Origin of the sequence: Cobetia sp. 4B, assembly GCF_018831605.1 — a bacterium.
Lineage (GTDB): Bacteria > Pseudomonadota > Gammaproteobacteria > Pseudomonadales > Halomonadaceae > Cobetia > Cobetia amphilecti.
This window is the reverse complement of sequence record NZ_CP059843.1, coordinates 120,234-144,969: the sequence shown is the minus strand read 5'-3', so window position 1 is coordinate 144,969 and position 24,736 is coordinate 120,234. Positions and strand designations below refer to the sequence as shown.

The following is a 24,736-nucleotide window of genomic DNA, read 5'->3' as shown; positions in this document are numbered from 1 at the left end:
TGAAGGCCATCCACGGGACTGACCCGCGGACGGCAAGGCGAATGCCTAGGGCTTCATGTCTTCGAAGAACTTCTTCACGCCATCGAAGAAGCTGTTCTCCTTCGGTGAATGGCTCTTGCCGGTATCACCAAGGCTCTGCTGGAACTGACGCAGCAGCTCCTTCTGCTCTTCATTCAGGCTGACCGGGGTCTCGATGACCACCTTGCACAGCAGGTCCCCGGCGGGGCCGCCACGCACCGGCTTGACGCCCTTGCCGCGCAGACGGAACAGCTTGCCGGTCTGGGTCTCGGCCGGAATCTTCAGCACGACACGCCCGTCGAGGGTCGGCACGTTGAGCTCACCGCCCAGTGCCGCATCGACGAAGCTGATCGGCACTTCACACTGCAGGTGACGACCATCGCGCTTGAAGATCTCGTGCTCGCGCAGGTTGACCTGCACATACAGATCACCTGACGGCCCGCCGTTGACACCACCCTCGCCTTCGCCGTTCAGACGGATGCGGTCGCCGGTGTCGACGCCCGGCGGAATCTTGACCGAGAGGGTCTTGGATTCCTGGACGCGGCCTTCGCCGTGACACTTGCGGCACGGCACGCTGATCTTCTCGCCACGACCGTGGCAGGTCGGACACGCCTGCTCGACCGCGAAGAAGCCCTGCTGCATGCGCACCTTGCCCATGCCATTGCAGGTCGGGCAGGTTTCCTTGCTGGAACCCGGCTCGGCACCATCGCCATCGCAGTGGCCACAGGCCGCCAGACGCGGCACGCGGATATCGACCGTGGTACCGGCAACCGCCGATTCCAGATCGAGATCCAGGTTGTAACGCAGGTCGCTGCCGCGCTGCGGAGCGTTCGGGTTGCGACGACCACCGCCGCCACCGAAGATGTCACCGAAGACATCGCCAAACACATCGCCGAAGCCGCCGGCACCACCACCGCCAAAGCCGCCGCCACCGAAGCCGCCGCCGCCCTGACCATCGACACCGGCATGACCGAACTGGTCATAGGCGGCGCGCTTGTCAGCATCGGACAGCACTTCGTAGGCTTCAGAGACTTCACGGAACTTCTCGGCCGAAGTTTCATCATCCGGGTTGCGGTCCGGGTGATGCTTCTGGGCCAGGCGTCGGTACGCCTTCTTGATGTCCTTGGTGTCGGCGCCACGCTCGACACCAAGCACTTCGTAATAATCACGCTTGGACATGGATCAGGTCCGCCTGGATTGCTGGCAGCCTGAGGCTGCCGGTCTGTTCTGGAATGCCGGTTGTCACCGGTGGCTCGCGGCTAGCGCAAGGCGCCACCGATGCAAACGACAACGCGGGACACCTTCACAAGGCTCCCGCGCTGTCATCAGACGTCGTTCAAGAAATCCCTCAGGACTTCTTGTCGTCGTTGACTTCCTCGTACTCGGCGTCAACCACGTCGTCGTCCTGCTTCTTGCCAGCCTGACCTTCGGCAGCCTGCTCACCCTGGGCGCCCTGCTCGGCGTAGAGCTTCTGCGCCAGGTTGCCGGACGCTTCGGTCAGTGCATCCAGCTTGGCCTGGATCGCATCCTTGTCGTCGCCTTTCAGGGCTTCTTCCAGCTCGGAAATGGCCGTCTCGATGGCTTCCTTCTCGCTGGCTTCGGCCTTGTCACCGGCTTCGGTCAGGGTCTTCTTGGTCGCGTGAATCATGCCGTCGGCCTGATTGCGCAGCTGGACCATTTCCTCGAACTTCTTGTCTTCGTCGGCGTTGGCTTCCGCGTCACGCACCATCTGTTCGATCTCGTCGTCGGACAGGCCGCCGGAAGACTTGATGACGATGGACTGTTCCTTGCCGGTCGCCTTGTCCTTGGCGGACACGTTCAGGATACCGTTGGCATCCAGGTCGAAGGCGACTTCGATCTGCGGCACACCGCGCGGTGCCGGCGGAATGTCGGCCAGGTCGAAGCGACCCAGAGACTTGTTCTGCGCAGCCTGCTTGCGCTCACCCTGCAGGACGTGGATGGTCACCGCGCCCTGGTTGTCGTCAGCGGTGGAGAACACCTGAGACTTCTTGGTCGGGATGGTGGTGTTCTTCTCGATCAGCGGCGTCAGCACGCCACCCATGGTCTCGATACCGAGGGTCAGCGGGGTCACGTCCAGCAGCAGCACGTCCTTGACGTCGCCGCCCAGCACGCCGCCCTGGATGCCGGCGCCGACGGCGACCGCTTCATCGGGGTTGACATCCTTGCGAGCTTCCTTGCCGAAGAACTCGGCCACCTTGGACTGCACCAGCGGCATGCGGGTCTGACCACCGACCAGGATGACGTCGTCGATCTCGGAGGCGGACAGGCCGGCGTCGGACAGCGCGGTCTGGCACGGTTTCAGGGAGCGTGCGACCAGGTCGTCGACCAGAGACTCGAGCTTGGAACGGGTCACCTTGACGTTCAGGTGCTTCGGACCGGTGTTGTCAGCCGTGATGTACGGCAGGTTCACGTCGGTCTGCTGAGCGCTGGACAGCTCGATCTTGGCCTTCTCGGCGGCTTCCTTCAGACGCTGCATGGCGAGGTTGTCGCCGGACAGATCGATACCGCTGTCTGCCTTGAACTGGTCAACCAGGTAGTTGATCAGGTGCATGTCGAAATCTTCACCACCCAGGAAGGTGTCGCCGTTGGTGGCGAGCACTTCGAACTGGGTCTCACCGTCGACGTCGGCGACTTCGATGATGGAGATATCGAAGGTACCGCCGCCCAGGTCGTAGACCGCGATGGTCTTGTCACCACGAGACTTGTCCATGCCGTAGGCGAGGGCTGCGGCAGTCGGCTCGTTGATGATGCGCTTGACGTCGAGACCCGCGATGCGGCCGGCGTCCTTGGTCGCCTGACGCTGGGAATCGTTGAAGTAGGCCGGCACGGTGATGACAGCTTCGGTGACTTCTTCACCGAGGTAGTCTTCCGCGGTCTTCTTCATCTTCTTGAGGATTTCCGCACTGATCTGCGGCGGTGCCATCTTCTTGTCTTTCACCTGCACCCAGGCGTCGCCGTTGTCGGCTTCGACAATCTTGTACGGCACCATCTTGATGTCTTTCTGAACCACATCATCCTTGAACTTGCGACCGATCAGGCGCTTGACCGCGAAGAGAGTGTTCTCCGGGTTGGTCACTGCCTGACGCTTGGCCGACTGGCCGACCAGAATCTCGTTGTCGTCGGTGTAAGCGATGATGGACGGTGTGGTGCGACCGCCTTCAGCGTTTTCGATGACCTTGGTTTTCTCGCCGTCGAGCACTGCCACACAGGAGTTGGTAGTACCCAAGTCAATACCGATGATGCGTCCCATAATCGTATACCTCGAATCTGTTGCTAGCCTGAAAGATAAGTCTGGATGTCGGCACCTTGTGTCGGTGCCTGAACTTGTTTCTCTAGATGGGGTCGCGTGTCAGGGTTTCAAGACCCGGCCGGGCAAATTTTCCCGGGCCGGATCGCCCTGAGCCCCCCCCACAGGGCGCGATCCAACGCCTATCGGGCGGCGGGAGCGCGCAGGCCTCAGGAGGCCTTGCTGACTGCCACCATCGCCGGACGCACCAGGCGGCCATTGAGGGTGTAACCCTTCTGCATCACGTCGATGACGCTGTTCGGCTCCGCGTCCGGGGACGGCACCATGGCGACAGCCTGATGGTATTCCGGATCGAAGGGCTCGCCGTGCGGATCCAGCTGCTCGACGCCTGACTTGTTCAGGGCATCCAGCTGCATTTTCAAGGTCATCTCGATGCCTTCGACGTGGGTCTTGGCCGCTTCGTCACCCGACATGGATTCCAGTGCCTTCTCGAGGGAATCCACCACCGGCAGCATTTCCTTGACGAACTTCTCCAGCGCGAACTTGCGCGCCTTCTCGGCGTCCTGCTCGGCACGACGGCGCGCGTTCTGCGCATCGGCAGCCGCACGCAGCGCCTGGTCCTTGGCTTCCTTGACGGCCTGCTCAAGCTCTTCGACCTGGGCGGCCAGCATCTCGGCTTCCGGGTTGTCCACCAGAGAGCCTTCGGCGCCGGTATCGTCGGCATCCAGTACGTTGTCGATCACTTCACCTTCCGGCGTTTCCGGCTGCGGCTCGGCATCGCGAGCGGCACGCTGAAGCTCTTCATCCATCGGGGTCTGCGGGTCCTGAGCCATGCTGATCTCCTGCGGGCCGGCGTCTATGCGCCATTGCCCTGATTCGTGGCCTGCTGAGCTTGTCGCGAAGCATCACGCGTACTGGCTGACAGACAGGCCATGAGTTGCCTTGAGAGGCAGCAAGGCCAGGCCATTGCTGCCGACTGAAAGTGTCAGTGCCTCTATATGGGGACAGCACATCGCTTCTCAAGCCTTGCCGCGGGCTTTTCTCCCCACTGAGTCCGGCATGGATTGAAGGCCACCCGAACGTGCTGTATAAAAAGCCATGTTCACTGTATAAACATACTGTATGGCGACACCGTAGCCCGCCCATCGAGTCCGGGTCCGCTGATGTTCCCCCAGCACGGCGTACGTCAAAGCCCCCTCGGAGGTAGTCATGCTGCTGCAACTCGCCATCCAAGATTTTGCCATCGTCGAAACGCTGGAACTCGATTTCCGCCGCGGCATGACCGCCATCACCGGCGAGACCGGTGCCGGCAAGTCCATCCTGCTCGGCGCCCTCGGCCTGTGTCTGGGCGAGCGCGCCGATGCCGGCAGCGTGCGGCATGGCGCCGACCGCGCCGACCTCATCGCACGTTTCGATATCAGTGAGCTTGGCGACGCCCGTCAGTGGCTGGATGAGCGCGAACTGGGCAGCGACGACTGCCTGCTGCGTCGCGTCATCACCGCCAGCGGCCGCTCCAAGGCCTGGATCAACGGCACGCCCTGCACCATCGCCGACCTGCGCGAGCTGGGCGAGCACCTGATCGACATCCACTCCCAGCACGCCCATCACTCCCTGCTCAAGGAAGAGACGCATCTGCGTCAGCTCGACGAATATGCGGGCCTGGAGACTCAGGCTGCCCAGTTGCGCGAGGACTTCCGTCACTGGCAGGAGGCGCATCGTCGCCTCAAGCGCATGAGCAATGATGGCGATGAGGTGCGTGCACGTCGCCAGCTGCTGCGCTATCAGGTCGAGGAGCTCGATGAACTGGCGCTGTGCGAAGGGGAGCTGGAAGCCCTGGAGCAGGAGCAGGAAACGCTGGCCAATGCCGAGCAGATTCTGGCCGAGGCGCAGTCCGCCGCCGAATGCTGTGATCACGACGAAGAAGGTGCGCTGTCACGCCTCAACCAGGCCCTGGCGCGCCTGGCGCATCTGCCGGGCAATGAGCATGGCTCACTGGCCAGTGCGCTGGGCATGCTCGAGGAAGCGCGCATCCAGATAGAAGAAGCGGCGCGTGAACTGCATCGCTTCGTGGAAGTCACCGAACTCGACCCCGAGCGCCTCGCCTTCGTCGATGAGCGCCTGAGCCGCATTCATCAGATCGCGCGCAAGCATCATGTGATGCCGGACGAGCTGCATGGCCTTCATCAGCGCCTGAGCGAAGAACTCGACGGCCTGGGTGGCGATGAGGAGGCCATCGAAGCCTTGCGCGAAGAAGTGGCTCAGCGTCGCGAGGCCTGGAAGGGGCTGGCGAGTGAGGTGAGCGCCAAACGCGCCACCGCCGCCCCGCAACTGGCCAGCGACATCCAGGACCAGCTGGCCTTCCTCGGCATGGGCAAGGCCACCTTCGAGGTCGCCATCGAGGCGCGGGAACGTCCGCAGCCCGAGGGCATGGAACGCATCCACTTCCGCATCAGCGCCAACCCGGGCCAGCCGCCACGTGCGCTGGCCAAGGTCGCCTCCGGCGGCGAGCTCTCGCGTGTGTCGCTGGCGATCCAGGTCGTGGCCGCCAGTCGCTCGACCATCCCCAGCCTGGTCTTCGATGAAGTCGATGTCGGCATCTCCGGCGCCACCGCCGAGATCGTCGGTCAGCTGCTGCGTCGCCTGGGCGACAAGGGCCAGGTGCTGACCGTCACTCACCTGCCGCAGGTCGCCGCACAGGCGCATCAGCACCTGCATATAGAAAAGCAGGCCGAGAAGGACACGACCCGCACCCACATGGCGCTGCTGGATGAAAGCGGCCGTGTGCGCGAGCTGGCACGCATGCTGGGCGGCATTCACCTCTCCGAGCAGACCCTCGCCCATGCCCGCGAGATGCTCGGCGCTGCCGACAGCCGCCACTGAGCGCTGTCGTCAAAGTCGCCGTCGCCGTTCATGCACTGCCAGCGACGTCCATTCGTCCAATGATGCTCCTCAACAAGACGAACGCCAGAGTCATGGATTGAGGAAACATGAACGCCAGATACACGAACGGCCGCCCCTGAGGGCGGCCGTTCGTGTATCTGGCCGGAGAAGGCTCTCCGGCCACGTCATCCCTGACGCAACCCGCGTCAGCTATCGCTCTTGTCGCCCTTGGGACGCACGTAGAGCACTAGCGCATGCTCGACCAGCTCATAGCCGTGCTCCTCGACGATCTCGCGCTGACGGCGCTCGATCTCGGGATCACAGAACTCTATGATCTCGCCGCTGTCCAGACATACCATGTGGTCATGATGTTCTTCCTGGGACAGTTCGAAGACGGCGTGACCGCCATCGAAGTTGTGACGCATCACCAGTCCCGCTGTTTCAAACTGGGTGAGCACACGATAAACCGTCGCCAGACCGACATCTTCGCCAGCCTCAAGCAACGCCTTGTACACGTCCTCGGCACTCAGGTGTCGATCCGTCGATTTCTCGAGGATCTGCAGGATCTTGACTCGCGGTAGGGTTACCTTGAGTCCCGCCTTGCGCAGTTCATGGTTCTGATCGGCCATGCTGGGGTACTCTTCGCAGTCGCTTGATGTATCAGGTATGATCGGCCAAGGCAAAACGATAGGGAATCTTCAGGGCAAATGCAAAACTTGATCAAAACAGTCGCCTTTTGCAGCGCCCTGTCGCTGCTCACCGGGTGCAGCTACTTCAGCGTCTACAAGCGCGACCTTCCTCAGGGCAACCTGATCAAGCCGGAAATGGTCGAGCAATTGAAGCCGGGCATGAGCCGCGAACAGGTCATCTACGTGATGGGCTCACCGCTGCTGACCGCCCCCTTCAGTGAGGATAGCTGGGACTACGTCTATCGCCTCAAGAAAGCGGATGGCGAAATCATCAACAAGCGCGTGACGTTGACCTTCGCAGGCGATTCACTCTCCAACATCGACAAGAGCGGCGACATCGACCAGGAAACCGTCATCGTGCCGGACCTGGACATCGACCCTCGCGCGGCACAGCCTAACCGTGCTGAACCCAAGGCAGGCGCAGCCGACCTGCCTGAAGAGCGCTGATCACTGTCCTCTTCACTCAGTGACAAGCCAGAAAAACAGCGGGGCACCTTGAAAGGTGCCCCGCTGTTTTTGATTCTCGCCTGTATCTCGTCTTACTGAGCGGCGCGAGCGGCCTTGTCGGCGCGCCGCTTGCGCGCAAGCTTGGGGTCGGTGATCAAGGCGCGATAGACCTCGACTCGATCCCCGGCGTCCAGCACATGCTCATCGGGTTTGCGCAGCGCCTTGCCGAAGATGCCCAGGTCCGCCTCGAGAAACACCTCGGCGGCAATCGTCGGAAAGTGCTGCTCCAGACGTGCCATGCGCACGGCCTCGCGCGCCGTGGTGCCGGGGGCGACCGCCAGCGAGACGATCTTCTGCTTGTCGGGCAGCGCATAGGCCACCTCGACCGTGATTCTGTCTGTCATGTCTGCTCCTTTGCTCTCGCCACCTTTATATACCACCTGTGCGATATATCACCTGCGCGGCGTTCCACCCTGGCCGACGGCCAAGGGTCAGCGCTGGGTGTAGATCTGGTCAGCGCGGCGCGTGAAGGCCTCGACCATCTGAGCGGCGACCTGACTGAACAGCTTGCCGAACGCCATGCCCAGCAGACGATTGCTGAACTCGAAGTCCATCTCGAGCGAGACCTTGCAGGCATCTTCGCCCAGCGGCGTGAACAGCCAGGTCCCCTGCAGACGCTTGAAGGGGCCATCGACCAGATTCAGCTCTATCCGCTCGGGGGCATACAGGTCATTGCGCGTGACGAAGCTCTGCTGCATGCCTGCCTTGGACAGGGTGAGCCTGCCCTTGAGATGGTCCTCATCACGTTCCAGCAATTCCGCGTTGCTGCAGCCGGACAGGAATTCGGGATAACGCTCGAAATCATTGACCAGATCGAACATTGCCCGGGCCGAATGCCGCACCAGGGCAGACCGGTTGACCGTAGGCATCTAGCTCTCCGCTGACTTGGATACGCAGCATGCGTATCATGAACAATGGGCCGGCGCATGAAGTGCCGTCTGGCCTTGAATGGTAACACGCCTCCCCCCATCCAGAAGGATGTGCCATATCCACACTGGATGACGGCAGGCGCACACGACAAATGAGGCAACATGGGCAAGAAAAAGAAACCCGAACAGGGCGGCAATCTGATCGCCCAGAACAAGAAGGCACGCCACGAGTACCACATCGAGGAAACCTTCGAAGCGGGTCTGGTACTGGCAGGCTGGGAAGTGAAGGCGCTGCGCGCAGGCAAGGGCCAGCTGACCGATACCTATATCGTGATCAAGAATGCCGAAGCCTGGCTGCTGGGCTGCCACATCCACCCGCTGGAAACCGCCAACACCCACGCGGTGGCGGACCCGCAGCGCACGCGCAAGCTGCTGTTGCACAAGAAGCAGATCGCACGCATCTTCTCGCGCACCCAGGACAAGGGCCACACCTGTGTGCCGGTCAAGCTGTACTGGAAGAATGCGATCGTGAAGTGCGAGATCGCGCTGGTGGAAGGCAAGAAGCTGCACGACAAGCGCGCCACCGAGAAAGACCGTGACTGGAACCGTCAGAAGGCCCGTATCCTGCGCGACCGCTGAGGACAGCGTGAGGGAGCTCACACCAGCAAGCTACTGTCAGGTCAGAAATTTTCCTGAACGCTTGAACTGGCGTAGCACAGTCCCCACCTGTTATGATGAAGACGTAGCAACGCAGTAAAGTGGTAACACTGTTATGGGGGCGTTCTGGCATTCGACGCTGGTGGCAAACCCTGAGGTGCATGCCGAGATCGTAACGTATCTCGTAAATAAAACGTTGCAAATATATAGTCGCAAACGACGACAACTACGCTCTAGCTGCATAAGCTGCTCATGATACCGTTGCGCCTGTTCAAGGTGGATTGAGAACGAGCCCGTATAAACAGGATCGTCTTGGCCGACGTCTCTAAGGTCGAGATTAAAACTCAGAGAATCGCATTGCTGTAGCCTGTTCATTGGCGGCAGTAGTGTTAAATCAAATAATGAAACTAAGCATGTAGAGCCGAAGGCGGAGTGCCGGCGGACACGGGTTCGACTCCCGTCGCCTCCACCATATCCGTGACAGAAAGGCCTCCCTTCGGGGAGGCCTTTCTGTTTGTGGGCGATCAGTTCTGGCTGGGGCTTTCCTGTCAGAGGCAGAGCGCCCCTCAAGTCACCCTCTCAGGCCTCTAAAGCCCCTCTCTCAGGCCTGCGCAAGGCCCGGCAGCGGCCACGCAGGCGCCACCGCACCCGTCATGGCCACAGTCTCGGGTTCAGGTCGCGCTGCCGCTCAAGCGCTCGCTGGTGCGGCGTACACCGATCAGCAGCGGCGTGCCAGTGTCGGGGTCGGGGATCAGGCGGCACTCGACCCCATAGAGCTTGCGCACCAGCTCCGGCGTCACCACCTCGGCGGGCGCACCCTCGGCGATCACGCGACCGGCGTGCATGGCCACGATGTGGTCGGCATAGCGGCAGGCACTGGCCAGATCATGCACCACCATCACGATGGTCTTGCCCTCTTCATGGGCCAGACGCTGGATCAGCTCGAAGACCTCTATCTGGTGACCGAGATCCAGCGCCGAGGTCGGCTCATCCAGCAGCAGCAAGGGCGTCTGCTGTGCCAGCGCCATGGCGATCCAGGCACGCTGGCGCTGCCCACCGGACATCGAGGCCAGCTCACGGTCCGCCAGGCTCTCGATGTCGGCGGCGGCCATCGCCTCGGCCACCAGCCGCTGATCTTCCTCTGACCACTGACTCAGCGCGCCCTGATAGGGCTGACGACCGAAACGCACCAGCTCATGTACCGTCACCCCCTCGGGCGAATGCGTCTCCTGAGGCAGCAGCGCGATGCGCTGGGCCACTTCGCGCCGATTGTAGGCGTGAATGTCCTTGCCTTCCAGCAGCACCGCACCTGACTCAGGCAACTGCAGGCGAGCCAGCCCTGCCAGCAGTGTCGACTTGCCACAGCCGTTGGGCCCGACGATCGCCGTCACCTTGCCGTCGGGCAGCCCCAGGGTCAGCGAATCGATCACGGTGACATGGCGCTGGCGCGCGCCATAGCCCAGCGACAGCTCGTTCGCTCGCAGGGTATCGGTGGTGGCCGCGGCGTGGCGATCGGCCGGGGAATTCATCGCTCGCGGATCAAGCATCGTCTCAGCGCTCATGGCGCACTCTCCTGAAACATCATCGGCCGCTGGAACATCATCAGCCGCTGAAACATGTCGTGCGACGCTGAGCGGCAAGGGCTGGCCCTGGGCCGCTCAGCAGGAAAATAGGGGCAACGGCTAGCGCGGGCTGCGCAGCAGTATCCACAGCAGATAAGGGCTGCCGACCACGGCCATCACGATACCTACCGGGATTTCCAGTGGCGACAGCAGGGTGCGACCGGCAAGGTCTGCCAGCACCATCACCAGCGCGCCGGCCAGCGCCGAAGCCAACAGCGGCACGCCCTTGTGGCGCGACAGGTAGCGTGCGATCTCGGGGCCCACCAGCGCTACCATGCCTACCGGCCCGGCCACCGCGACGGCCGCCGCCGTCAGCACGACCGACAACCACAGCGTGATCAGGCGTACACGCGAGACCGGCTGCCCCAGCCCGGTCGCGACGCGGTCGGTGAAGCGCAGCGTATTCAGCCCGCGCCCCAGCCAGAGTGCGATCGGCACGCCGATCAGCAAGGCCAGCCCCAGCCAGGTGAGCGAATCGGCGTCACGCGCATTGAGGCTGCCGACCGTCCACGGATAGGCGCTGTTGGCGGCATCGATGGAGACTCTTGCCAGCATCAGCTGCGTTCCGGCACCGAACAGCGCCCCGACCCCGATACCGGCGACCAGGAAGCGATAACCGCGCGTGCCGATGCCGCCGGAGAGCCCGAAGGCCAGCGCAGTGGCGATCACGGCACCGCTCAGCGCCATCACCGGCGGCGCCAGCGAGATGCCCATCCCGACCACGGAGGCCACCGCGAAGGCGGTCGCGCCATTGTCGATGCCGATGATACCCGGCGTCGCCAGACGGTTGCCGGCCAGGGTCTGCATCAGGCAGCCCGCCAGCGAGAAGGCCGCACCCGTGGCGATGCCGGCCAGCAGGCGCGGCAGACGTAGTTCCTGCACCACGAAGACGGTGGCGAACTCGCCGTGCCCGAAGGCCGCCTTGAAGGCATCCCACGGCCCGAGGCCGGCGCTGCCCAGCATCAGCGAGGCGACACTGGCAATCAGCAGCGCCAGCAGCAGTATTCCGGCCGCCAGCAATGGCGCACGCAACAGCAGCAGGGACAGCTTGCCATGTCGCCACCAGAGCGTGCCTGTGGGGGCTGAGCGAAGGGGATCAAGCGGTGAAGGTCTAGACATCATCGATTCCAAACAAGGCCCTGTCAGGACAACGCCTGACAGGGCCGGTCGATTCAAGCAATGAGGCGATGGCACCGGCATGCGCGCCAGCCTGGCCTCCATCATCGTTCACGCCGCAAGCGCCAGAGGCACCAACTACTACAGGGTGGGCAGACGGCGAGCACGCACCACGGCAATCAGCACGGGCGCGCCCATCAGGGTCGTCAGCACCCCCAGCGGCAGCTCCGAGGGCGGCACGACCAACCGCGACACCACATCGGCGCTCAGCAGCATGGTCACGCCCAGCGGCAGGCACAGCCACAGCGTGCGCCGCACATCGGCGCCGCACAGCGCACGCGCCACATAGGGCACGGCGAGGCCGACGAAGGCCACCGGCCCGGCCAGTGCCGTCGCGGCACCGACCAGCAGCGCCACCACCAGGATCGCGACCTTGCGCACGCGCTTGGGATGATGGCCCAGGCCACTGGCGACCTGCTCACCCAGCACCATCGCGGAGAGCGGCCGCGCCAGCCACAGCGTCAGCAGCACCGCGAGCAGGATACTGGGCAGGCTGCTGTAAAGTGCCTCCAGCGAGCGCCCGGCCAGACTGCCGATCACCCAGAAGCGGATCTCGTCGGCCGCGCGCTGGTCGATCAGCAAGGCCAGAGACGTCAGCGCCACCAGCAGGCTCGACAGCGCCGCGCCGGCCAGCACCAGGCGCACCGGGTCCTGACGTGCGCCGCTCATCCGCACGGTGCTCATCACGAACAGACAGCCCAGCAGCGCACCACTCTGCGCCACCATCACGTGCATGCCGGTCGCTTCCATCCCCAGCAACAAGGCCACGGCCACGGCAAAGGAGGCCCCGGCACTCACGCCCAGCAAGCCCGGCTCCGCCAGCGGGTTGCGTGCCACCACCTGCATCAGGGCGCCGCCACAGGCGAGCATCATGCCGACCACCATGCCGATCAGGGTACGCGGCGCGCGCAGTTCGAGCACCACGAAGCGCGCCTGATCACTGCCCTGTCCGGCCAGCACCTGCAGCGCCTGCCAGGGGCCGACATCGCCAGCCCCCCACAGCAGGCTGGCCAGACAGGTCAGCAGGGCGCTCAGGCAGGCCAGCGGCATCACCTGACGCAACGCAAGACGCCCGGAGACCTTGTGGGTCATCCGGGCGGCATGTGCGCGTGGCCTGCGGACCTGTGGAGAGGTCTCTTCAGCCTGCATACCACCTCCCGCGTCGCGGTTGCGGGAGGTCCCCTGCCTGCGCAGGGGTCAAACGTGGTGCACCGACATGACTGCGACTAGCCATCATCGCGCGCCCGGTCGATATCCTTCAGCAGTGCTTCCGCCGCCAACGGGCCGCTGGCGCTGGTCCACAGCTGGCCATTCACGCCGACCAGGCTGTCGCGGTCCGCTGTCTCGAGACGCTGGAAGGCCGGTTCTGCCGCCAGGGCGTCGACCGCGGCATCAGAGGAATCGTCCATGGTGGCGAGGAAGATGGTCTGCGCATCGATGCGTGCCATGTTCTCGTCGCTGAGCGGATCGGAATGCGGGCGACCCGGCTTGACCAGATCACCGCCGACCAGCTCATAGCCGCTGGCCGCCATCAGGCCGGTCGCGAACAGCTGGTCGGACATCGCCATCAGGCCACCCGGCATGCGACGCACCAGGCTGGCGGTTTCCGGGGTGGTCATCTCGGCCTTCAGACGCGCGGCGTGCGCGTCGATGGCGGCCAGACGTGTCTCGAGTTCCGCTTCGGCCGTCTCGCCCAGCGCCTCGGCATAGACACGACTCTGCTCCTTCCAGCCCTGCTGGCTCAGCGCCGAAGCGCTCGGCACGACGGTCGGCGCCAGACGCGACATCAGCTGGTACTGGGTCTTGTCGAGGCCCGGCGGTGCCAGGATCAGGTCCGGCTTGAGCGCGACGATCGCCTCGAGATTGAATTCACGCGGCGTGCCGATGATCTTGATGTCCGGCACCTGCGACTGGATATAGCTCGCCACGCCATCACCGCCGCGCGTGGTCACGGTACCCAGCGGCGTCACCTGACTGGCGACGGCCACATCCAGCGCGCCTTCGTACAGGGTGACGACACGCTGCGGCGTGCCCTCGATGTCCAGCTCACCGTAGGCCGTCTCGACACTGCGTGCCTCGGCAGACAGGGAAGCTCCCATCAGCGCTACCGCCAAGGTCGCCATCAGGCCCTGTTTGAACCATGCAGGCCGGGTCATGCCACGAGCAGTAAAAGCAGTCGACGAGACGGTCATGCAGTACTCCGAAATGAAGGAAATGATCTCGCACTCAAGCGAAGGCAGGCGTGATCCTGCGCAGGACGATACCGCATGGCGGCCCCTGTGCGCATGACTATCACACCTGAACAACGAATAATAATCAATCGCAACAATACCGACTCATCCTGTGACTCACCACACCAGTTCATGCAACGCGACATTGCAACATCCTGCGTGGCAGCAGGTCCCGCCTCTCCCCCGAGCAGCGTCTGAAGACCTTGAAGGTTGGCGGCGCCTGCCGCAGGCTGTGCGCAAGAATGTCTCTGGCGGAGTCCCCGCAGGGGTTGGGATAGCACCAAGTGCCCCGATAACTGAGGGATGGGCTCTCGCTCGGCGTGCGCGCAGGACGCGCGTGACGCCCCTTCAACATCTACCTGACAGATCCTCGCGTTATTGATGGGACGCTTGCGAGCCTCTGATGCACCTGCGGAGCCTGCTCTCACTCTCTACCCCGACGCCTCACACACTCACCGACATGGAGAAGCCATCTGTGGCGATTCCGACACCCCCGCACTCCCCTCCCACCCTTGCTGCCTCGCGCCAACCGGACTCATGGCGACCTGCCTGGCTGATGTCCGCCCTGATGATGCTGTTGATGGTGTTGAGCCTCGGGTTCAGCAGCCTGTCCCATGCCGCCCCGGCCGAGGGCGGCAGCGGCGATGGCGCGACATCCTCCTATGACAGCCTGGCCACGCTGCTGGAAGACCCCAGTCAGCGCGAGGCCCTGATCGAAGGCCTGCGACAGCTGGACAGCAAGGCGAGTGAACAAGCCGTCGAGGTGGCGGGAGAAGACGTCACCCTGAGCGAGGACTCGCCGTCATTGTCGCGCCAGCTGGCGGCCATCAGCCAGGACCTGGTCGCGGATCTTTCCGCCACGCTGGACCGCATGCTGGGCACCCTCGATGGTCTGGCCAACGAGGACGCCGACGAGATCGACTGGAGTCGCTTCACCAGCGAGGCCGTAAGCCTCGGGCTGGTCGTCATCTCGACCATCGCGCTGTTCCTCGTGCTGCGCAGGCTCGCCAAGCCGCTGTTCTCGCGCGTCAGCCAGTGGTCACTGGATGGCCAGCACCGCAGCCCCCTGCTGCGCACCCTGCTGGCGGTTCTGGTCGCGGCGGTGGTGGACATCGCGGTCATCGGTCTCGCCTTCCTCGGCGGCTATCTGCTCGCCATCTTCGCCTATGGCGAACAGGGCGTGATCGGTCAGCGCGAGTCGATGTTCCTGAACGCCTATCTGGTCATCGAGCTGTTCAAGGCCTTGATGCGCATGCTGTTCTCCTCCGGTTACAAGGGGCTGCGTCTGCTGCCGATGCCGGATGAGGTGGCGCGTTACTGGAACCGCTCCCTGGCCATGCTGGCCGGCTTCATCGGCTACGGCATCCTGGTCGTGGTGCCGATGATCAACAACAACCTGGCACCGGCCGTCGGCAGCTTCGTCAATCTGCTGATCATGGCCATTACCCTCGTCTGGGCCATCGTGGTGATCTCGCGCAATCGCATCATTCTGCGTGACCGCCTGCTCACTCAAGCCCGCGAGGCGAACAACGCGATCATCGCCGTGTGTCTGCGCATGTTGGCGCGCACCTGGCATCTGATCGCGCTGGCCTACTTCGCCACCCTGTTCATCATCTCGCAGACGACGCCTGAAGAGGCGCTGCCGTTCATGATGGGGGCGACGCTCAAGACGCTGCTCGCCATCGGCGGCGGGGCTCTGCTGTCACGCGTGGTGACACAGCTGATCGGCAAGCGCATCCAGATCTCCGACAAGCTGCGCGGTCAGCTGCCGCTGCTCGAGAAGCGCCTCAACTCCTACATCCCCACCGCGCTGCGCATCATGCGCGCCATCATCCTGATCGTGGTGGTCGGCATGGTGCTGAATGCCTGGCACATCGTTGCGCTCGGCGAGTGGCTGGCAACCGATGCCGGTGCCCTGCTGCTGTCGCGCATCTTCCATGTGCTGTTCATTCTCGCCTTCGCCATCGCGGTCTGGGTCGGCATCGCCAGCCTGATCGAGCACAAGCTCAATCCGGACACCGGCAAGGGCAAGCCGTCCTCGCGGGTGGAAACCCTGCTGGCGCTGTTCCGCAATGCCATCGCCATCGCGATGATCGTCTTCACCGCGATGATCGTGCTGTCCGAGATCGGCATCGACATCGCGCCGCTGCTGGCCGGTGCCGGGGTACTGGGTCTGGCGATCGGCTTCGGCGCCCAGAAGATGGTGCAGGACATCATCACCGGGGTGTTCATCCAGCTGGAGAACGCCATCAACACCGGCGATGTGGTCTCTGCCGGTGGCGTGACCGGTACCGCGGAACGCCTGACCATCCGCTCGGTGGGTATCCGTGACCTGTCCGGCACCTTCCATATCGTGCCGTTCTCGTCGGTGGATACCGTCTCCAACTACATGCGTGATTTCGCCTACCATGTCGGCGAATACGGCATCTCCTATCGCGAGAATGTCGACCACGCCATCGTGCACCTGCGTGCGGCCTTCGATGAGCTCGAGGCAGGCAGCTATGGTCCGGAGATTCTCGAGCCGGTCACCATCGCCGGCGTCTCGGCCCTGGCCGACAGCTCGGTCAACATCCGCGTGATGATCAAGACCAGCCCGGGCAACCAGTGGGCCATCGGCCGCGAGTACAACAAGCTCGTGAAGCAGCACTTCGACGCCGCTGGCATCGAGATCCCGTTCCCGCACTTGACCATGTACTTCGGTCAGGACAAGGACGGTGGCGCTCCGCCGGCCAACGTGCGCACCATGCAGGCGCCGTTCGTGATCGATGGCTCGGCCGCCGGTCAGCCGAAGACCCCCGAGCAGCGCGAGGCAGCCGCCAAGGTCGCCAAGCGTCGCGAGGAGAATCCGCTGACGCGTCATGCCACCGAAGACGGCGAAGTCGTGGATGCCGAGGAACAGCGCATCCGTCAGACCACCCAACCGGATGCCGACGGCGACTGATCAAGCGCCTGCACTATCCCGACACGGCTGCCCCGACACGGCTGCCTGCGCAGGCAGCCGTACTGAAACGAAAACGCCCCCGAGCCACTGGCTCGGGGGCGTTTTCATGTGCGGGCATAAAATGCTGCTGCCTCACACCTCATGCACGAGGCTGGCTCAGGAGCCGGTGCCCCACATGCTGGACAGCGAGTTCAGCAGCGTCGAGCTGACGCCTTCGCCGCCCATGTAGCTGAGCAGCACCGGCGCGAACTGGGAGACCATGCTGCTGTCCATGCCCAGCGCGGAGAAGGCGCTGTCCAGAGACGCGCTGTCATCGACATTGCCGACGGTGCTGGCCAATGCCGTGGCATTGTCGTTGCCGCTCAGGCTCGCCAGGCTGGAGAGCGTGGACAGCGAGCTGCTGCTGGTCAGGCTGGACAGCTGCGGCACGTCGGTGGACAGCTCGGAGGTCGCGCTGGTGCCAAGCTGGGACTGGGCCAGGGCCAGCATGGCAGCGGAGCCACCCAGCGCCTGAGTGGAGGACACACCCAGCTGGGAGGTCAGGCTGGACATCAGGTCGGCCGCCGGCAGGGACTGGCCTGTCTGGCTGCTCAGCATGCTGCTGGCGAGGCTCATCATGGAGCTGGACGAGCTGGAGGAGCTGGCGGCGTTGCTGGAAGAGCTGTTACCGGTAGCGGCACAACCGGCCAGTGACACGGCCAGTACAGAGGCGCCCATCAGGGCCAGGGACTTATGCAACATGCAGACTCCATCATCGCTTGGGGAAACGGACCGGACTCGGCCCGTAGATGCGCCACGTGCATGGGCGCATCCGACACGCAGAATCATCGCACGGAGGAATCGCTTCCAGCCAGCGCCACACGCTCACGCTCTGGCCGTGAAACCCCGGACGCATCGTTGCCGGATCAGCAACGAGAAATCCGGCACCGGCCATGCCCACGCCAGCATGCACCCGCCGACATCTCACGGCGGCGTGCTGACAGGGCGAAAGCCTGGGCGAGAATGCCCTCAGCGCCCGTCATACGGGCAAAAAGAAGGGCATCCCGTCACACAGCGTGTGAACGTGGATACCCCGGAGAGAAACCTGCATCACCGGCCGACAGCGCGACCGGTGCAATTGGGCAATACCTTTCATCAAACAAGGAAACATCGTGCAAGCCGCCGAGTGTCTTGTCCGCCAGCCCTCATGACGCCTGGCATGCCCTGGTTGACACTAGGGGGTTGGCACTCGACGGTTGACTGACACTCGGTGGCCGCCCCTCAGGCGTTGTCCTTGCTCGGCTGCGGCAAGGCCGGCAGTGAGCGATCCAGCAGCTCGACGCTCTGACGGTAGTAGAGCTGACTCTTGTTGTGCTCGCCCAGGTTGGCGAACAGACGCGCGAGTTCAGCACACACCGTACCGCTCGGACGCTGGCGCTGGCTAGCCTCGAAGTACTCCTGAGCCTTGCCCCAGCTGGCGTTGCGCAGTGCCAGACGGCCCAGCGACAGCAGCAGGTCCGGATCATTCGGCCGCTCCTGCAGCCACTTCTCGGCATACACCAGCTGGCGCGGTGCATCCACGTCCAGCAGCCCGTAACGCAGCACCAGACGCGAATCCCAGCACTCCTTGAGGGAGTGACGCAGCAGACGCTCGGCCAGACCTTCCTGACCACCGGCAATCAGCGCCTCGGCGTAGAGCGCGACCAGATTCACATCGGTGCGCAGGTGGTCCGGCATGTCGGCCCACAGGTTACGCACGCGCTCGATGTCTTCCGGATTGCGCGCGGCCTGCTGGATCAGCGCCACATAGGCACGCTGTTCCAGCTCCTTCTTCTCCTCGGGGGAGATGAGGTCCTGCTTGTCGAGACGCGGCATCAGACGACGCAGACCATCCCAGTCATTGACCGCCAGATAGGCCTGCTTGAGCAGCTTGAGCACCTGCGGGTGCTCGCCCAGCTGCTTGTCGAGACGCGTCAGGGTCGCCAGCGCCTGTTCATGCTGCTGGCGGTCCAGCATCAGCTGCGCCTGCACCAGACCCACGGCACTCTCGGAGCCCTGGGTGGACTCGTGCGCCCGCTTGAGCAGCGTATCCGCCTGCTCGAAACGTCCCTGGTAGTGCGCGGCCAGGGCGGCGGACAGGTAATTGACCAGCGGCGTGCTGGAATCTTCCGCCGAGTGGGTCAGCGACTTCTCGGCCCGCTTCCAGCGGCCTTCGGCCAGCGCCACCAGACCCCGTACGGTCTTGCGCGTGGCATTGCGGTGACGGGTACGGCTGTTCCACACCTTGAGGCGGGAGAACGGATGCGCGAAGCGCGACAGCAGGCGCAGACCGAAGTGCAGCACCACGAAGCCCGCGAACAGCAGGATCAAGCCGAACCAGAAGGAGGTCTGGACCGAGGTATCGCCGACGCGAATCAGCCAGTATCCCGGGAAGGCCTGCATCAGTTGCCCGAACAGGGCACCGATGGCCAGCCCGATGATGATCAGCAGTATCAGGACTCTCATGCGTTGCCACCCCCTTGCTGGGCGCGACGCTCGATCAGCTCACGCAGCTTGCTCAGAGAGGCGGAGATGTCAGGCAGCTCCGGACGGATGGTCTTGCTCTTGAGCTCTTCCAGCTTGGCGACGGCATTCTGCACGCCATCGGTCTTGGTGTCGTAGTAGCCATTGACCAGCGTGATGGCCTTGTCGATGGCGGCCTGGTAGAGCTTCGGCTCTTCCTTGAGCAGCGCCAGCTGCGCCTGTTCCAGCACCAGACGCACGTTCTGACGCAGGTAGGATTCCTGCTCCGGCGTGATCAGGGCTTCCAGTGCCTCGTCATGACGACGCACGGTGACCAGGTCCTTCAGCTCGTTGCCGAAGCGGGCCAGCTGCTGCTGCCAACCGCCTGTCGGCGCTGCGTCGTTCTCGACCTTGGCGGCGATCTCGGCCACATCCTGCTTGAGCGGCAGACGCGCCAGCTGTTCCTGCTCGGCGAGCAGCGCCAGATAGATACCGCTGCGATCGACGCGCGGCACGCTGTCCAGGCTGGCCAGTTCGGACTGGATGGCCTTGCGCACCGGCAGCAGCGCCGGGTTGTTGGCCGCCGCGATACGCGCATCGGCATTCTCGAGCAGCGCATCGGCACCGTTCACGTCACGCTCCAGCTGCAGGCGCTGGTTGGCGAGGCGCAGCAGGTACTCGGCTTCCGCGTAGTGCCAGTCACGCGCGTCGGTCTGCTGGGACTTGCTGAGCTCCTCGAGCACCTTGTTGAGGGCCTGCTCGGTGTCCTGGCTTTCGCTGGACAGTCGCTTGTCGAGCTCGCTGACGCGGGATTCGTTCTTCTCGAGCGTGCTCGACAGACCCTCGACCTTGCTGGAGACCTGGCCGACCTGCTGGGTCACGCTCTCGCTGACCTGCTTGTCGAGGCCCTGGGCATCCGGCAGCGCATTCAGACGCTGCCAGCCGAACCACGCCAGCACCGCGACCACGATGGCCAGCAAGATGACGAGAATCAGCGCGATGCTGCCGGCCTTGCTCTTCTTGCCCTGCGGCTCGCCGGGCGGCGGCGTACCGGGTGCCGTGGTGCCACCCAGGCCTGCACCACCCGCGCTGGCCGTCTTGCCAGCCGGCGTGGAGGGCTTGCCGGGAGTCGCCTTGCTGGAAGAGGCCTTGCCAGCACTCGGCTTGGCGGCAGACGCCTCCTTGGCGGGTTCGCTACGCTCCGGAAGCGGCGATTTTGCGCCGGAAGGCGTCGATGCGTTGTCGTCTGAAGTCTGGCTCACGGGCGTGGACTCACTGGCAGTGGAGGATGAGGTTGAAGAGGAGGAGCTGCCCTGCCCCTTGCCACGCCCACGACGATTGCGCCCACCTCGCGAGCGGCGCTCGCGCGGGGCATCAGCCGTGTCGGATGACGAGGAAGAGGACGAACGGGAGGCCTCGGCGCCAGGGCGGCCAGAGGCAGTGTCATCGGCGGAAACGCCGGAAGCGGAAGAAGCATCTGATGCGCGAGCGGCAGCATCCTTGTCGCCCGACTTGCCGGGCGTCATGCCGGCAGAGCCGTTATCTTCCTGATCGTGTTCTCGGTTGCTCATCTACGCTTGCCCTTTTCCGGATTCTTGGGAATCGATGGCCTCACGCGGACCAGGCGCAGTGGCGCCGGTCACTGCATGGCGAGTCTTGCTGATGGGGGCGCAGGCGCGAAGCACTGCCTGCGTCAGGGCCCCGGGTGAAGCGTCCTCGGCGACCGTCACGCGCTCGAAACCATGAGCGTGTGCCAGTGTAGCCAAACGGTGGCTCGACACGATTAGCGGTTGGTGCAAGGCCTGCGGCGTCACCGATGCCATCACCGTCTCGAGCAGTTCATTGCTGGTCACCACCATTGCATCATACGCGCCCGCCGCCAGACGGCCAGCCTGTTGCGGCGACAAAGCCAACGGAAGGCGTCGATAAAGTGCCAGACGCGTGACCTGAGCACCCCGTGCCACCAGCGTCTCTTCCAGCAGCGGACGCCCACCTTCACCAGCCACCAGCAACCAGCGCTGACCCGCAAGCACCCTGAGCGATGGCAGCGACAGCAAGGCTTCGCTGGTGGTGCCGACCGGCGCATCGCGCTCGGCATGCTCACCGCGCGTGGCGCGCGGCGGAACACGCACCGGCACGCCCAGCCGCGAATGCAGCACTTCGGCCGTGGCCGCGCCGACGGCATAGAAGCTGACGCCTTCGGGCAGCTGTGGCCACCACTCCTCCAGCCAATCGGCCAGATAGCCGGCGGCCTGGGGCGAGATCACGATCACGCCGCGATACAGATCGACATCGATGATCGCCTGGCGCGCGGCGGGTGCCAGCGGCAAGGCCTCGAGCGCCATCAGCTTGAGGCACTCCACCTCGCAGCCGGCCTCGCTCAGCATCGCATCGAGAACCGCTCCGCGCGAGCCCGGCCGCGTCGTCAACACCTCAAGACGCGACGCCTTCGCCATCGCTGACACCTCAGCCACGAGCGTCGCCGTAGACCGCCGCCAGAATCTCGCCGGCACCCTGGGAGAGCAGGTCTTCGGCGACGGCGACGCCCAGCGCCTCCGGCGCATCGGACGGGCCACGCGCTTCGGCGCGCAGGATGACCGTCCCGTCGGGGTTGCCGACCAGCGCACGCAGCCACAGCTGGCTGCCGCCTTCCTCGAGCACGGCATAGCCGCCGATCGGCACCTGACAGCCACCTTCCAGATGCGTGTTCATGGCGCGCTCGGCCAACACGCAACGGCTGGAGTCTTCATGGGCCAGCGGCTCGAGCAGCGCAAGAATCTCCTCGTCCTTCAGGTTGCACTCGATGCCGAGCGCACCCTGACCACAGGCTGGCAGGCAGGTCTCGGTGTCCATCTCGGCGGTGATGCGCGCATCCAGCTCGAGGCGCTGCAGGCCGGAAGTGGCCAGAATGATGGCGTCGAACTCGCCGGCATCCAGCTTGCCGAGACGCGTCTGGACATTGCCGCGCAGGCTCAGCACTTCCAGGTCCGGGCGTGCCGCCTTGGCCTGCAGACCACGACGCAGGCTGGAGGTGCCCAGGCGCGCGCCCTGCGGCAGGGCATCGAAGTTGGCACAGGTGTTGGACACGAAGGCGTCGGTCGGGGCGTGACGCTCGAGAATCACCGCCAGTCCCAGCGACTCCGGGAAGTGCATCGGCACATCCTTCATGGAGTGCACGGCGATATCGGCGCGACCGTCGAGCATCGCCTCTTCCAGCTCCTTCACGAACAGCCCCTTGCCGCCGATCTTGGCCAGCGGGGTATCGAGAATCTTGTCACCACGCGTCGACATCGGCACCAGCTCGACGCTCAAGCCAGGATGCAGGGCCTCGAGTCGCGCCTTGACGTGTTCGGCCTGCCACAGGGCGAGCAGGCTCTTGCGGGTCGCGATACGCAGAATCTCACGGCGGGGCACGGCATTCTCCTTGCTGGCGCGCAATGCACGCCATCTGATTCGAAGTTGTTGAGCAAACATGACTGACGAACAGCGCTGCCCTCTGATGACACTTATCATAAAGCCAGTCACCTCAGGGGGAAAATCCGTGGCACGCTTTCCTGCGATCCGCCGGACTGGCCGCGGCCCCTCGCCCACGCGCAGGAGTCTGGTACACTCCAAGGTCAACGATACCGGCTGCGCGACCGTGCACCGGACACCGAACTCTGGACACGTCACCACAATTCGAGATCCCGATGAGCGAATCTACCAATCAGTCCTGGGGCGGCCGCTTCAGCGAGCCGACCGATGCCTTCGTGGCACGTTTCACCGCCTCCGTCGATTTTGATCAGCGCATGGCGCAGCACGACATCCAGGGCTCCATCGCCCACGCCACCATGCTGGCCGGTGTCGGCGTGCTGAGCGAAGAAGAACGCGACGCCATCATCGCGGGACTGAAGGAAATCAGTGAAGAGATCGCGCGGGGCGAATTCGAGTGGTCCGTGGCACTGGAAGACGTGCACATGAACATCGAGGCACGCCTGACCGCCAAGATCGGCATCACCGGCAAGAAGCTGCACACCGGCCGTTCACGCAACGACCAGGTCGCCACCGACATCCGCCTCTATCTGCGTGACGAGATCGACGCCATCGACGCCGAACTGACGCGTCTGCGCGAAGGCATGCTGGGGCTGGCCGAGCAGGAAGCCGACACCATCATGCCGGGCTTCACTCACCTGCAGAGCGCCCAGCCGGTCACCTTCGGCCACCACCTGCTGGCCTGGCAGGAAATGGTCGCCCGCGACCAGGACCGCCTGCGTGACTGCCGCGTGCGCATGAACGTGCTGCCGCTGGGCGCCGCGGCGCTGGCCGGCACCACCTTCCCCATCGACCGTCACGTCACCAGCGAGCTGCTCGGCTTCGACCGTCCGACCGAGAACAGCCTCGATTCGGTCAGCGACCGCGACTTCGCCATCGAATTCACCAGCTTCGCCAGCCTGCTGATGATGCACCTGTCACGCATGAGCGAAGAGCTGGTGCTGTGGACCAGCGCCCAGTTCGACTTCATCGACCTGCCGGACCGCTTCTGCACCGGCTCCTCCATCATGCCGCAGAAGAAGAACCCGGACGTGCCGGAGCTGGTGCGCGGCAAGACCGGCCGTGTCTATGGCCACCTGATGAGCCTGCTGACCCTGATGAAGTCCCAGCCCCTGGCGTACAACAAGGACAATCAGGAAGACAAGGAGCCGCTGTTCGATACCATCGATACCGTGCGCGGCAGCCTGCGTGCCTTCGCCGACATGATTCCGGCGATCCGCGCCAAGTCCGACAACATGTACGCCTCGGCCAGCAAGGGCTTCGCCACCGCGACCGACCTGGCGGATTACCTGGTGCGCAAGGGTGTCGCCTTCCGTGATGCCCACGAGATCGTCGGCAAGTCCGTCGCCTTCGGCATCGAGCAGCAGCGCGACCTGTCCGAGATGACCCTGGCAGAGCTCCAGCAGTTCTCCGACACCATCGAACAGGACGTCTTCGACGTGCTGACGCTGGAAGGCTCCGTCGCGGCGCGCAATCACATCGGTGGCACCGCGCCGAACCAGGTCCGCGCTGCCGTGCAGCGTGCCCGTGAGGCGTTGGCTGCCCGCGCCTGATCCATCTGCTCAGGGCCTGGCAGTCCGACCGATACCTCTGCCAGTCTGCCAGCCCGCTTCGCTTACTTTCTTGCTGCCAGGAGGCCGCCCGATGCGTCATCTGATGAGCCAGTCCGCCCGTCATACCCTTCGCACCCTTGCGGCGCTGCTGCTGGGCGCAGGCCTTCTGGCCGGTTGTGGACAGAAAGGCCCGCTTTATCTTCCGGCGGACGCCGATGCCGGTGGTCAGCGTGCCGAAGCTCCCGCGCCGGCAGCTGACGCCTCCGAGACAGAGAGCACCGCCGCTGCCGAGACTTCCGGCAGCGACGCCTGA

Annotated in this window: 21 protein-coding genes and 1 other RNA gene; 7 read left to right on the top strand and 15 right to left on the bottom strand. The window is 64.2% G+C overall.

Translation table 11 applies throughout. The annotated features are described in order from the left end of the window. Positions 1-45: 45 nt before the first annotated feature. The 3 genes from dnaJ to grpE form a co-directional block, all read right to left on the bottom strand. Positions 46-1,197 carry a molecular chaperone DnaJ gene (dnaJ, locus tag H2O77_RS00660; protein ID WP_043333362.1) on the bottom strand — a complete coding sequence of 384 codons (1,152 nt, stop codon included), beginning with the start codon at positions 1,195-1,197 and terminating at the stop codon, positions 46-48. 169 nt (positions 1,198-1,366) lie between these two features. Then, a complete protein-coding gene (gene dnaK, locus H2O77_RS00655) occupies positions 1,367-3,289 on the bottom strand; it encodes a molecular chaperone DnaK (RefSeq protein WP_043333360.1) in 1,923 nt (640 codons plus the stop codon). 206 nt (positions 3,290-3,495) lie between these two features. Further along, a complete protein-coding gene (gene grpE, locus H2O77_RS00650; RefSeq protein ID WP_043333357.1) occupies positions 3,496-4,119 on the bottom strand; it encodes a nucleotide exchange factor GrpE in 624 nt (207 codons plus the stop codon). Positions 4,120-4,495: 376 nt separating this feature from the next. Here grpE and recN point away from each other — a divergent pair, with 376 nt between their 5' ends. Next, complete coding sequence (gene recN / locus H2O77_RS00645; protein ID WP_215823700.1) at positions 4,496-6,166, top strand: DNA repair protein RecN; 1,671 nt, start codon at positions 4,496-4,498, stop codon at positions 6,164-6,166. 206 nt (positions 6,167-6,372) lie between these two features. Here the strand turns inward: recN and fur are convergent, their stop codons facing one another. Continuing rightward, a complete protein-coding gene (fur, locus tag H2O77_RS00640; RefSeq protein WP_043333352.1) occupies positions 6,373-6,795 on the bottom strand; it encodes a ferric iron uptake transcriptional regulator in 423 nt (140 codons plus the stop codon). 78 nt (positions 6,796-6,873) lie between these two features. Here fur and bamE point away from each other — a divergent pair, with 78 nt between their 5' ends. Next, positions 6,874-7,302, top strand: coding sequence for an outer membrane protein assembly factor BamE (gene bamE / locus H2O77_RS00635; protein WP_052384519.1), 429 nt, complete (start codon positions 6,874-6,876; stop codon positions 7,300-7,302). Between the two features lie 92 nt (positions 7,303-7,394). Here bamE and H2O77_RS00630 read toward each other — a convergent pair whose 3' ends face one another. Together H2O77_RS00630 and H2O77_RS00625 are read right to left on the bottom strand one after the other, a co-directional pair. Continuing rightward, a complete protein-coding gene (locus tag H2O77_RS00630; protein ID WP_043333350.1) occupies positions 7,395-7,706 on the bottom strand; it encodes an RnfH family protein in 312 nt (103 codons plus the stop codon). An 87-nt stretch (positions 7,707-7,793) separates the two neighbouring features. Beyond that, the gene (locus tag H2O77_RS00625) at positions 7,794-8,231 is read right to left on the bottom strand and encodes a type II toxin-antitoxin system RatA family toxin (protein ID WP_043333347.1); all 438 of its coding nucleotides are present in this window, start codon (positions 8,229-8,231) and stop codon (positions 7,794-7,796) included. A gap of 162 nt (positions 8,232-8,393) precedes the next feature. Here H2O77_RS00625 and smpB point away from each other — a divergent pair, with 162 nt between their 5' ends. Continuing rightward, the gene (gene smpB, locus H2O77_RS00620; RefSeq protein WP_043333345.1) at positions 8,394-8,870 is read left to right on the top strand and encodes an SsrA-binding protein SmpB; all 477 of its coding nucleotides are present in this window, start codon (positions 8,394-8,396) and stop codon (positions 8,868-8,870) included. Between the two features lie 135 nt (positions 8,871-9,005). Further along, positions 9,006-9,360: a transfer-messenger RNA gene (ssrA, locus tag H2O77_RS00615) on the top strand. Positions 9,361-9,559: 199 nt separating this feature from the next. On the opposite strand, the gene H2O77_RS00610 is transcribed toward ssrA, so the two are convergent. From H2O77_RS00610 to H2O77_RS00595, 4 genes are all read right to left on the bottom strand, one after another. Then, the gene (locus tag H2O77_RS00610) at positions 9,560-10,417 is read right to left on the bottom strand and encodes an ABC transporter ATP-binding protein (RefSeq protein ID WP_215824434.1); all 858 of its coding nucleotides are present in this window, start codon (positions 10,415-10,417) and stop codon (positions 9,560-9,562) included. Between the two features lie 153 nt (positions 10,418-10,570). Then, positions 10,571-11,629: an iron ABC transporter permease gene (locus H2O77_RS00605; protein WP_240548663.1), complete on the bottom strand. Its 1,059-nt coding sequence runs from the start codon at positions 11,627-11,629 to the stop codon at positions 10,571-10,573. Positions 11,630-11,767: 138 nt separating this feature from the next. Next, positions 11,768-12,736, bottom strand: a complete 969-nt coding sequence (locus H2O77_RS00600; protein WP_043333495.1) for an iron ABC transporter permease — start codon at positions 12,734-12,736, stop codon at positions 11,768-11,770. A gap of 176 nt (positions 12,737-12,912) precedes the next feature. Beyond that, positions 12,913-13,878 (bottom strand): ABC transporter substrate-binding protein, encoded by a 966-nt coding sequence (locus tag H2O77_RS00595; RefSeq protein ID WP_234368067.1) that lies wholly within the window; start codon positions 13,876-13,878, stop codon positions 12,913-12,915. Between the two features lie 595 nt (positions 13,879-14,473). On the opposite strand from H2O77_RS00595, the gene H2O77_RS00590 reads away from it, so the two are divergent. Then, positions 14,474-16,858, top strand: coding sequence for a mechanosensitive ion channel domain-containing protein (locus H2O77_RS00590; protein ID WP_215823698.1), 2,385 nt, complete (start codon positions 14,474-14,476; stop codon positions 16,856-16,858). Between the two features lie 156 nt (positions 16,859-17,014). On the opposite strand, the gene H2O77_RS00585 is transcribed toward H2O77_RS00590, so the two are convergent. From H2O77_RS00585 to hemC, 5 genes are all read right to left on the bottom strand, one after another. Then, positions 17,015-17,599 (bottom strand): DUF2780 domain-containing protein, encoded by a 585-nt coding sequence (locus tag H2O77_RS00585; RefSeq protein WP_215823697.1) that lies wholly within the window; start codon positions 17,597-17,599, stop codon positions 17,015-17,017. Positions 17,600-18,118: 519 nt separating this feature from the next. Continuing rightward, positions 18,119-19,342: a heme biosynthesis HemY N-terminal domain-containing protein gene (locus H2O77_RS00580; RefSeq protein ID WP_043333341.1), complete on the bottom strand. Its 1,224-nt coding sequence runs from the start codon at positions 19,340-19,342 to the stop codon at positions 18,119-18,121. Next, positions 19,339-20,910 (bottom strand): uroporphyrinogen-III C-methyltransferase, encoded by a 1,572-nt coding sequence (locus H2O77_RS00575; protein WP_240548662.1) that lies wholly within the window; start codon positions 20,908-20,910, stop codon positions 19,339-19,341. Before H2O77_RS00575 ends, H2O77_RS00580 begins: the two co-directional genes overlap by 4 nt. Next, the gene (locus H2O77_RS00570; protein WP_215823696.1) at positions 20,911-21,795 is read right to left on the bottom strand and encodes a uroporphyrinogen-III synthase; all 885 of its coding nucleotides are present in this window, start codon (positions 21,793-21,795) and stop codon (positions 20,911-20,913) included. It abuts the gene before it with no gap. Between the two features lie 10 nt (positions 21,796-21,805). Beyond that, positions 21,806-22,753: a hydroxymethylbilane synthase gene (gene hemC, locus H2O77_RS00565; protein WP_240548661.1), complete on the bottom strand. Its 948-nt coding sequence runs from the start codon at positions 22,751-22,753 to the stop codon at positions 21,806-21,808. A gap of 275 nt (positions 22,754-23,028) precedes the next feature. Here hemC and argH point away from each other — a divergent pair, with 275 nt between their 5' ends. Together argH and H2O77_RS00555 are read left to right on the top strand one after the other, a co-directional pair. Further along, a complete protein-coding gene (gene argH, locus H2O77_RS00560) occupies positions 23,029-24,423 on the top strand; it encodes an argininosuccinate lyase (RefSeq protein ID WP_215823694.1) in 1,395 nt (464 codons plus the stop codon). A gap of 91 nt (positions 24,424-24,514) precedes the next feature. After that, positions 24,515-24,736, top strand: a complete 222-nt coding sequence (locus tag H2O77_RS00555; protein ID WP_240548660.1) for a lipoprotein — start codon at positions 24,515-24,517, stop codon at positions 24,734-24,736.

Coding starts and splice junctions, on each gene's coding strand:
- dnaJ (WP_043333362.1), bottom strand. CDS start 1,197: ATGTCCAAGCGTGATTATTACGAAGTGCTTGGTGTCGAGCGTGGCGCC.
- dnaK (WP_043333360.1), bottom strand. CDS start 3,289: ATGGGACGCATCATCGGTATTGACTTGGGTACTACCAACTCCTGTGTG.
- grpE (WP_043333357.1), bottom strand. CDS start 4,119: ATGGCTCAGGACCCGCAGACCCCGATGGATGAAGAGCTTCAGCGTGCC.
- recN (WP_215823700.1), top strand. CDS start 4,496: ATGCTGCTGCAACTCGCCATCCAAGATTTTGCCATCGTCGAAACGCTG.
- fur (WP_043333352.1), bottom strand. CDS start 6,795: ATGGCCGATCAGAACCATGAACTGCGCAAGGCGGGACTCAAGGTAACC.
- bamE (WP_052384519.1), top strand. CDS start 6,874: ATGCAAAACTTGATCAAAACAGTCGCCTTTTGCAGCGCCCTGTCGCTG.
- H2O77_RS00630 (WP_043333350.1), bottom strand. CDS start 7,706: ATGACAGACAGAATCACGGTCGAGGTGGCCTATGCGCTGCCCGACAAG.
- H2O77_RS00625 (WP_043333347.1), bottom strand. CDS start 8,231: ATGCCTACGGTCAACCGGTCTGCCCTGGTGCGGCATTCGGCCCGGGCA.
- smpB (WP_043333345.1), top strand. CDS start 8,394: ATGGGCAAGAAAAAGAAACCCGAACAGGGCGGCAATCTGATCGCCCAG.
- H2O77_RS00610 (WP_215824434.1), bottom strand. CDS start 10,417: ATGAATTCCCCGGCCGATCGCCACGCCGCGGCCACCACCGATACCCTG.
- H2O77_RS00605 (WP_240548663.1), bottom strand. CDS start 11,629: ATGTCTAGACCTTCACCGCTTGATCCCCTTCGCTCAGCCCCCACAGGC.
- H2O77_RS00600 (WP_043333495.1), bottom strand. CDS start 12,736: ATGCCGCTGGCCTGCCTGAGCGCCCTGCTGACCTGTCTGGCCAGCCTG.
- H2O77_RS00595 (WP_234368067.1), bottom strand. CDS start 13,878: ATGACCGTCTCGTCGACTGCTTTTACTGCTCGTGGCATGACCCGGCCT.
- H2O77_RS00590 (WP_215823698.1), top strand. CDS start 14,474: ATGTCCGCCCTGATGATGCTGTTGATGGTGTTGAGCCTCGGGTTCAGC.
- H2O77_RS00585 (WP_215823697.1), bottom strand. CDS start 17,599: ATGTTGCATAAGTCCCTGGCCCTGATGGGCGCCTCTGTACTGGCCGTG.
- H2O77_RS00580 (WP_043333341.1), bottom strand. CDS start 19,342: ATGAGAGTCCTGATACTGCTGATCATCATCGGGCTGGCCATCGGTGCC.
- H2O77_RS00575 (WP_240548662.1), bottom strand. CDS start 20,910: ATGAGCAACCGAGAACACGATCAGGAAGATAACGGCTCTGCCGGCATG.
- H2O77_RS00570 (WP_215823696.1), bottom strand. CDS start 21,795: ATGGCGAAGGCGTCGCGTCTTGAGGTGTTGACGACGCGGCCGGGCTCG.
- argH (WP_215823694.1), top strand. CDS start 23,029: ATGAGCGAATCTACCAATCAGTCCTGGGGCGGCCGCTTCAGCGAGCCG.
- H2O77_RS00555 (WP_240548660.1), top strand. CDS start 24,515: ATGCGTCATCTGATGAGCCAGTCCGCCCGTCATACCCTTCGCACCCTT.